The 7,473-nt window shown below is 33.0% G+C and carries 9 protein-coding genes; 2 read left to right on the top strand and 7 right to left on the bottom strand.

The genetic code is table 11. From position 1 onward, the window contains the following. Positions 1-85: 85 nt before the first annotated feature. The 3 genes from DW269_RS01925 to DW269_RS01915 all read right to left on the bottom strand — a co-directional run bounded on the left by DW269_RS01925 (position 86) and on the right by DW269_RS01915 (position 2,048). Positions 86-409, bottom strand: coding sequence for a PadR family transcriptional regulator (locus tag DW269_RS01925; RefSeq protein WP_022424491.1), 324 nt, complete (start codon positions 407-409; stop codon positions 86-88). 155 nt (positions 410-564) lie between these two features. Further along, on the bottom strand, positions 565-1,461 hold the full coding sequence (locus DW269_RS01920; protein ID WP_117458314.1) for an exonuclease domain-containing protein: 897 nt from the start codon (positions 1,459-1,461) through the stop codon (positions 565-567). Further along, positions 1,458-2,048: a viroplasmin family protein gene (locus DW269_RS01915; RefSeq protein WP_117458313.1), complete on the bottom strand. Its 591-nt coding sequence runs from the start codon at positions 2,046-2,048 to the stop codon at positions 1,458-1,460. The genes DW269_RS01920 and DW269_RS01915 overlap by 4 nt, the downstream gene beginning before the upstream one ends. Before the next feature lie 117 nt (positions 2,049-2,165). Here DW269_RS01915 and pepT point away from each other — a divergent pair, with 117 nt between their 5' ends. Both pepT and DW269_RS01905 read left to right on the top strand, forming a co-directional pair. After that, positions 2,166-3,380, top strand: a complete 1,215-nt coding sequence (gene pepT, locus DW269_RS01910) for a peptidase T (RefSeq protein ID WP_117458312.1) — start codon at positions 2,166-2,168, stop codon at positions 3,378-3,380. 3 nt (positions 3,381-3,383) lie between these two features. Then, positions 3,384-4,289 (top strand): diacylglycerol kinase family protein, encoded by a 906-nt coding sequence (locus tag DW269_RS01905; RefSeq protein ID WP_117458311.1) that lies wholly within the window; start codon positions 3,384-3,386, stop codon positions 4,287-4,289. A gap of 57 nt (positions 4,290-4,346) precedes the next feature. Here DW269_RS01905 and DW269_RS01900 read toward each other — a convergent pair whose 3' ends face one another. From DW269_RS01900 to DW269_RS01885, 4 genes are all read right to left on the bottom strand, one after another. Then, positions 4,347-4,769 (bottom strand): VanZ family protein, encoded by a 423-nt coding sequence (locus DW269_RS01900; protein ID WP_117458310.1) that lies wholly within the window; start codon positions 4,767-4,769, stop codon positions 4,347-4,349. Positions 4,770-4,878: 109 nt separating this feature from the next. Continuing rightward, positions 4,879-5,190 carry a transcriptional regulator gene (locus DW269_RS01895; RefSeq protein ID WP_117458309.1) on the bottom strand — a complete coding sequence of 104 codons (312 nt, stop codon included), beginning with the start codon at positions 5,188-5,190 and terminating at the stop codon, positions 4,879-4,881. Positions 5,191-5,346: 156 nt separating this feature from the next. Continuing rightward, positions 5,347-5,754: a hypothetical protein gene (locus DW269_RS01890; protein WP_117458308.1), complete on the bottom strand. Its 408-nt coding sequence runs from the start codon at positions 5,752-5,754 to the stop codon at positions 5,347-5,349. 237 nt (positions 5,755-5,991) lie between these two features. Further along, positions 5,992-7,134, bottom strand: coding sequence for an RNA-guided endonuclease TnpB family protein (locus DW269_RS01885; RefSeq protein WP_117458307.1), 1,143 nt, complete (start codon positions 7,132-7,134; stop codon positions 5,992-5,994). Positions 7,135-7,473: the final 339 nt, after the last annotated feature.

Below are 7,473 nucleotides of genomic sequence, written 5' to 3'. Positions count from 1 at the left end.
TCGCCCCCACAGTGGACTTTCACCACCTAGATATATGCCATGCCCGGCATACAAAAAAATAGAGTTCCATCATGGGAACTCTATTTTAATCTTTGTGAATAAATGAATTGATGCAATCCACTAGTTCATCAAATTCCACAATAATCTTATCTAAATATTCCTTTCCGGCTGGTTCTAGGTGATAATACACTCTAGCTTTATTGTGGTAAATGATTGTATTGCTTGAAATATAGCCATTTTCAATGAGTTTGTAGATAATAGGATACATAGTACCATTCTTCGGTTCAATACGACCCTTAGATTTTTCTGCAATCTCTTTAGTTAATTCATACGCATATTGATCTTTTTCTTTCAATAAGCTTAAAATCATTAAATCAAGTTTAAATAAATAGTTTGAAGTCTTTGCCATAATTAATCACCTATAATAAGATTATCAAATATTAGAAGCGTTTTCAATACATTTTTTCAATAAAATGACGTATTTGTGCACCAAACTGTACTTTTATCCTGTTTACAATAAAAAAAAGCGTCATTTTTTTAAAATAGTGTGTAAGAAAAAGAACTCTATGCCTTAAGAGTTCTTTTTCTTACCATATCAATATACTGGTCTTCATGTAAGATTCTAATATCCTGACCTTGTCTTGATAGTGTCATGGCTTTTTTTATCTTCTTATTGCCTTTTTGATATCTTGTCTGCTTGTAGTCCTTTTTCCCAATAACGAGATATCTTGTCTGTGTTGTGACATGGAATGATGGTGTCATACCATCCTGTTCTACAAATGCTTCTATTTCTTGTTTTGTATGAGCAAGTTTTCCAGTGAAAGCAACTGTTTCTTTCTGTATTCCCATCCTTACTTCCTGTACCTTATCACTTGATACAAGAGGTTCAATAAAAGAACTTGTCATACGTCCTAAAGGGACATTTTCCTTCTCGTGGAGCTCTTTAATACTTGTATAGTGATGTTCATCCATCATCTTCTTTAAAAGCTCTGCACAGGCTAAAGAATCAGCCAATGCATTATGGGCATTCTCTAATTCCACTGAATAATAATCACATAGAGAACCTAAGCCATACTTTTGTAATTCAGGATGAAACAGCTTTGCGAGTACTAATGTACATGATAAGAAACAAGTAGGCTTTCTTATACGAAACCTTCTAAATACTGCCAATAAATGATTAAGATCTGACTGAATATCATGAGATATCACAATACTGTTTTCAAAATATTGACTAATCTTTGGCCAGATTTCTGGAAATGTGGGTTGTTTCTTTAAATCCTGTGGTCTGATCTTATGAACCTTATAACGATAAGGATCAAAAGTCAATTTAGGAGGTCTAATAAGGGAATAAAATGTTTCTTTTACTTTCATATCCTCCAATACGACTATTCCAATAGAACAGATACTAACAGGATCATTATTCAATTCTTCAATATCAAAGATTGTTATTTTTTCACTCATTCAATTCCCACTGCTTTCTTTGCTAACTGATCTGCCTGTTCATTATAGAAGTCTCCTGTATGAGCTTCTACTTTCATAAAGACAATAGGCAATTGTTTACGGTATTTAGCCATTTTATCAGCATAATACTGTGTTAACTTCTTATTAGCTTTCCATTCTCCAATAGCCCACTTTTCAATACCCATATAATCATAATAAATCACAATACCATCATATTCAGGATGTTCTACTGCATACTTTACAGCTGCAAGTGCCCCAAATATTTCTCCTGCAACATTACGACTCGATATACATTCTTCATTATCTCCATGTCCATAAAGACGTTTAATGACCTGCTGTCCATCAATTAATACAGCACCATAACCATATACTTTCTTTTTCGCATTAAAAGAACCATCTACATAAGCAATTAACCCATGTTCCATTTGAGGTATTTCTTTTTTATCAGAAATAAACTCTTCTGCTTCCTTGCGTGATGTAAAGGACTTATAAGAAGCATTCTTAAAGCCATGAATCTGCTTCTGACATTCTGCCCAAGAGTTATAAATACCTGGTACTCTTCCGTTTTTTACGGCATAATATTTCATTTTTATCACCTACCCCATAATAATGAAAACAATAGGCGTTGTCTAGTTAATTATGCAAGTTCACAAAAACTATTTACTATGTTAAAATGAAAGAAATAAACAAAGCGAGGTTATTTTATGTTGATTGAAAAGAGATTTTTGAAATATGTGAGTTTTGATACACAGTCTGATGAATCTTCTACAACATCTCCTTCTACAGAAAAACAATTTGATTTAGCTGATTTCTTAAGTGAAGAAATGCAGATTTTAGGTGTAGATGAAGTAGAAAGAACAGATCAGGGAATTGTATACGGAAAGATTTATAGTAATTCTGATGAGCCTATGAAGGCAATTGGATTTATTGCCCATATGGATACTTCTCCAGATGCAAGTGGACATGATATTCATCCACGTATTATCCGTTCATATCCAGGGGGACGTATTATTCTTAATGAAGAAAAGAAAATGTATTTAGATCCAGAAACAAATCCTGAATTAAAAGGACTTGTGGGTGATGATTTAATTACAACTGATGGAACTACACTTCTTGGTGCAGATGATAAAGCAGGTGTAGCTATTATTATGAGTATGGTAGAGTATATCTGCCAGAATAGAGATTTTAAGCATGGAGACATCTGTATTGCGTTTACTCCTGATGAAGAAGTAGGTAGAGGTACTGAAAACTTTGATGTCAAGAGATTTGGTGCTGATTATGCTTATACAGTAGATGGTGGTAAAATTGATGAATTCAGTTTTGAAAACTTCAATGCCTATAAGGCTGATGTCACTATTACTGGTAAGAGTTATCATCCAGGTGATTCTAAAGGTAAGATGGTGAATGCTCTTACTTTAGGTCGTCAGTTTGATACAATGCTTGGTGATAATAAGCGTCCTGAAGCGACTGAACATAAAGAAGGCTTCTATCACCTTCATCATATGGAAGGTGATGTTTCTACAACTAAGATGACTTATATTCTAAGAGATCATGACATGGATAATATGCATGATATGATTCATACAATGCAGTTAGCTGCTTCTTATTTAAATCAGGTCAATCATGGTCATTATATTGATATTGACTTTACTTTACAGTATAAGAATATGATTGAAGTTATCAATAAGACACCTGATATTGTATATAAGGTAAAACAGGCCATGATTAATATAGGACTTGAGCCTATTGCATCTCCTATTAGAGGTGGCACTGATGGGGCTAATTTAAGCTTTATGGGACTTCCTTGTCCTAACTTAGGTACTGGTGGATATAACTACCATGGTCCTTATGAATTCTGTAGTATTAATTCTATGAAAAAGGGTGTTAAGTTACTTCTTGAATTGATTAAGGAGGCATAATATATGAAGTGTTTGTTTATTATTAATCCTTCTAGTGGTACACATGCATTCCAGAAATCTATTGATCAGTTTATTGGTCAATTAATTCTTCATACTAATGTGAATACGATTGATACTTACTTTACTAGAGGAAAGAATGATGGATTAGAACGTGCTGCAAGACTGACTAAAAACGAATATGACTTTATTGTGGCAGTAGGTGGGGATGGTACTATTAATGAAATCATAACAGGACTTATTAAGAGTGAATCTAAGATTCCTCTTGCGATACTAGCTGCAGGTACTGTCAATGACTTTGCGACTTACCTTAATCTTCCTAATACACCAGAAGCATTCCGTGATATGATTGCTCGTTTTAAAACAAAGAAGATTGATGCAGGTTATGTAGATGATCATTGTTTTGCGAATGTATTAAGTGGTGGTATGTTTAGTGATATTGGATTTCTTGTCACTAAAGAGGAAAAGAAGAAATTTGGTCCTCTTGCCTACTATATCAATGGATTGAAGATGTTACCTGAACAGTTAGGCTTATCACTTCATCTTAAAATAAAAGCAGATGAAATAGAGTTTGAAGAAGATGCTGCCTTATTCATGATTACAAATAGTTCTCATGTAGGAGGATTTCCAGGAGTAACTCCATATGCTTCTACAAGTGATGGTAAGTTAGATCTTATTATTATTAAAAAAGGGAATGTAGCTGAACTACTTAATGTCTTTATGGATTATAAGCGTAATCTTCATCCTCAAAATCCAATGATTCGTTATGTCCAGGCAAAGGATATCACAATCAGTTGTGATGAGGATATTGTCTATGATATTGATGGTGAAAAGGGACAGAGTTTCCCTGTTCATGTTGAATGTTTAAGACATGCAGTTTCGCTTATTATCCCAGATCAAGATGAAAAGTAAACACAAAGAGGAAAATCAATTGATTTTCCTCCTTTTTAGTTCATGATGTTAAATTGTTTATTTTTTGATAAAGAACTTGATACTTCTATAGATATAGTAAGCAAGTGCGGCACCTGCCATATAATAGAAGAAATCAGTGATATCAAAATAGCCTCTTAATGAAAGTAATTTAGCTACTTCGAAAATAAAGCTAGCACCTAGAATAAATGTGATTAACTGTCCTAATGTACAATCCTTCTTGATCACATAATATAATGCGATTGGCATCACTAAGAATATCTTCACGATAATATTCATCTGTAACGCCTGATAATTCGTATTAGGATCATAGTAGAACGGAACAAGATTAGTCGCATTGGCTATTCTAGAGAAGTAAGGTGTACTATTACTTAGAATAGGTCTTTTCTCTATTATAAATGCGATAAATACAAGTAAGTAGAATACGATAATGCATGATTTAAACGATAGGGTCTTTTTCATAATTTCCTCCTGTTAATATAATCATGAACTATATGACTATCTTTACTACTTATCACTACAACTTTATTATATACTATCCAAAAAGAAAAAAAAGAAAATCTGATAAAAATCAGACTTTCTGTGCATTTTTTCCATCTTCTACTAATTTATTCAATAAAGCTACATACTCTTCAAACTGTGTTCTACCTTCATTAGTCAAATGATAAGTTGTCTGTGGTCTGTTATTTACAAATTCCTTTCTCACTTCCATAAATCCTTCTTGAATAAGCTTTTTAGTATGTGTCGTCATATTCCCGTCTGTACAACCTAGAATCTCTTTCATCTGTTTATAAGTGAGATCTTCAATACTTAAACTGGCAATCATTTGAATTCTTATGTGCGATTCAAATACCTTTGATGTATTATTCATAACGTTTTCCATTAGATTTCCTCCCTAGCATCAATAGAATCAGCATTACCAAGATGCATTAATTCCTAGTTATTTAGTATATTTTTCACCATATATAATAATTATATAATTTATATCAATAAATTTAAAGGTTATGGGCAATAAAAAAATAGAAATCATCAATGATTTCTAATTTTTTAGAAGGTTATACAAATTATAAATCATAATTACTGTTGTTATCACAATCAAAGAAATATTATTATATGTGAATTGTGTAATCACATTTGTGTAAAGATGATTCTGAATAGTGGCAGTATATTGGTCAAAGAGAAGGAATAAACCTACTACAGCATAAACAGCACTGATGAGCTTAGTGACATTATTCTTAGTTGCCATCACAAACATAAGAATAAAACATATCGCAATTAAGATATTTGAGATAATGGAAAAAGAAATGGCAGTAGAATAATTCTGATCCTGCGTAAGTAATGTGAGTGCATGCTGGAACTTCTGTACATATTCTGTTGATGAAGTTTGTATGATATAAAGTGCTATAGGAGTTGCCCCATAGATAATTGATTTCGTCGTATCTTTCATAGTGATTCCCCTTTTATATGTATTTTAATCTATTTTAATGTAAGTTACAAGACTGCCACTCTAAATGTGATTAAATATACTCACATCGAGATAATGTAAGTTCTCACGAACATTACTTACTATGTCATCGTGTATGCTTTTGATTGACCGAAATCATATCTACTCACAAGTTCATGTACACTCCATAGTCGTAAATTCCCGAAATAGCCTTCGGTACATACCTACGCTTGCGTTTGTTTATGCAACTTCGTAAGTTGTAGCATCTCTCAGATTAAGTGCAGCATTGAAATCTCTGTCTTCGATATAACCACAATCACATCTGAAAACTCTATCTGAAAGTTTTAAATCTTTTTTGATGCTTTTACAGCAATGACATGTCTTAGATGATGGGTACCATCTATCTACTATTCGAAGTTCAATTCCGTACTCCTTGCATTTAGCTAGAAGCTTTGTTTTAAATTCATAAAACTTCTGCGAAGCAACTGCCTTTGAAAGATGCTTGTTCTTCATCATTCCTGATACGTTTAGATCTTCAATCGTTATATAAGATGGCTTGGTTTTCACTATCTCTGCGATTGTCTTATTGATGTAATCAGTACGAATATTGTCTATTCTATGATGAAGCTCCTGTATCTTAAGCCTTTGTTTCTGTATATTTCTTTTTTGAGTGGACCCTCCTTTCTTTAGATTTTCATACTTTCGGGAAAGACTTCTCTGTTCTCGAATAAGCTTTTTTTCAAGCTTCTTTAATTTTGCAGATTTATTGATGTTCTTATAAGTTTTTCCATTAGAGACAATTGCAAAGTCCTTTAATCCAAGGTCAATGACAATTCCTTTACTGGAATTATTGGCTGTCCTTTTATCTGGGATTTCTACAAGAACTGAAACATAGTATCTATCAGCCTTTATTGAGACATGACCGCTCTTGATTACGTATCCGTCTTTAGTTGCGGGAATATATCCTTTCTCTTTGATGCGTACCCAGCCAAGTGACGGAATCTTGATTCTGTGTCTTTCGCAACTGCAATCTTTTGGATTATTCCTTACAAAGTACATTTTCACATTAGATTTGCCTTTCTTTTTAAACTTTGGAAAGGCACTCTTGTGATTAAAGAATCTCTTAAATGCGGTCTGTCCGTTATTTACTGCCTGTGTTACCGATTTTGAATAAGCGTCCTTGATCCAGGAATATTCTGGATAGCTCGGAAGATACTCATTGTTCAGCCATACTCTAAGTTGGATGCTGCTCATAAACTTTTTGCCACTTTCATAAAGTTCCTTATTATGAGCAAGATAGAAGTTATAGATAAATCTGCAAGTACCTATTGTTTTCTCTGTTGGATTTATTTCCGTCTTGAAGCTCTTCAGCAATTCCCTCATCCCTTTCTATCAGTTTTTTATACTTACGAAGCCCTTTGCATCCTGCGGGAGAACACATGAAGTATTGAAACAATATCCTGCATGAGTTCTGCATCTGATTTCTAATCTAATTATAGAACAAATGGAAAATCTATGCATCAATTTCATCTTCATGAACGCCGTTTATTAGGCGTTAATAAAATTTGATTTTCACTAACCTGTGGTCTGTGGGTATTCAAATAATTCTTTTACATTATAAAACTATCTTAAAAATGTAACTTGATTTAGTAAATGATGATTATAAGTATAATAATGCCTTTAGTTTTGGTTCGGTTTGCCTTTAAAGTTCCTTTTCTATCT

This window comes from Catenibacterium sp. AM22-6LB (assembly GCF_003435615.1).
GTDB classification, from domain to species: domain Bacteria; phylum Bacillota_I; class Bacilli_A; order Erysipelotrichales; family Coprobacillaceae; genus Catenibacterium; species Catenibacterium mitsuoka_A.
The sequence above is the reverse complement of the archived record's forward strand: the minus strand, read 5'-3'. Positions and strand labels throughout refer to the sequence as shown.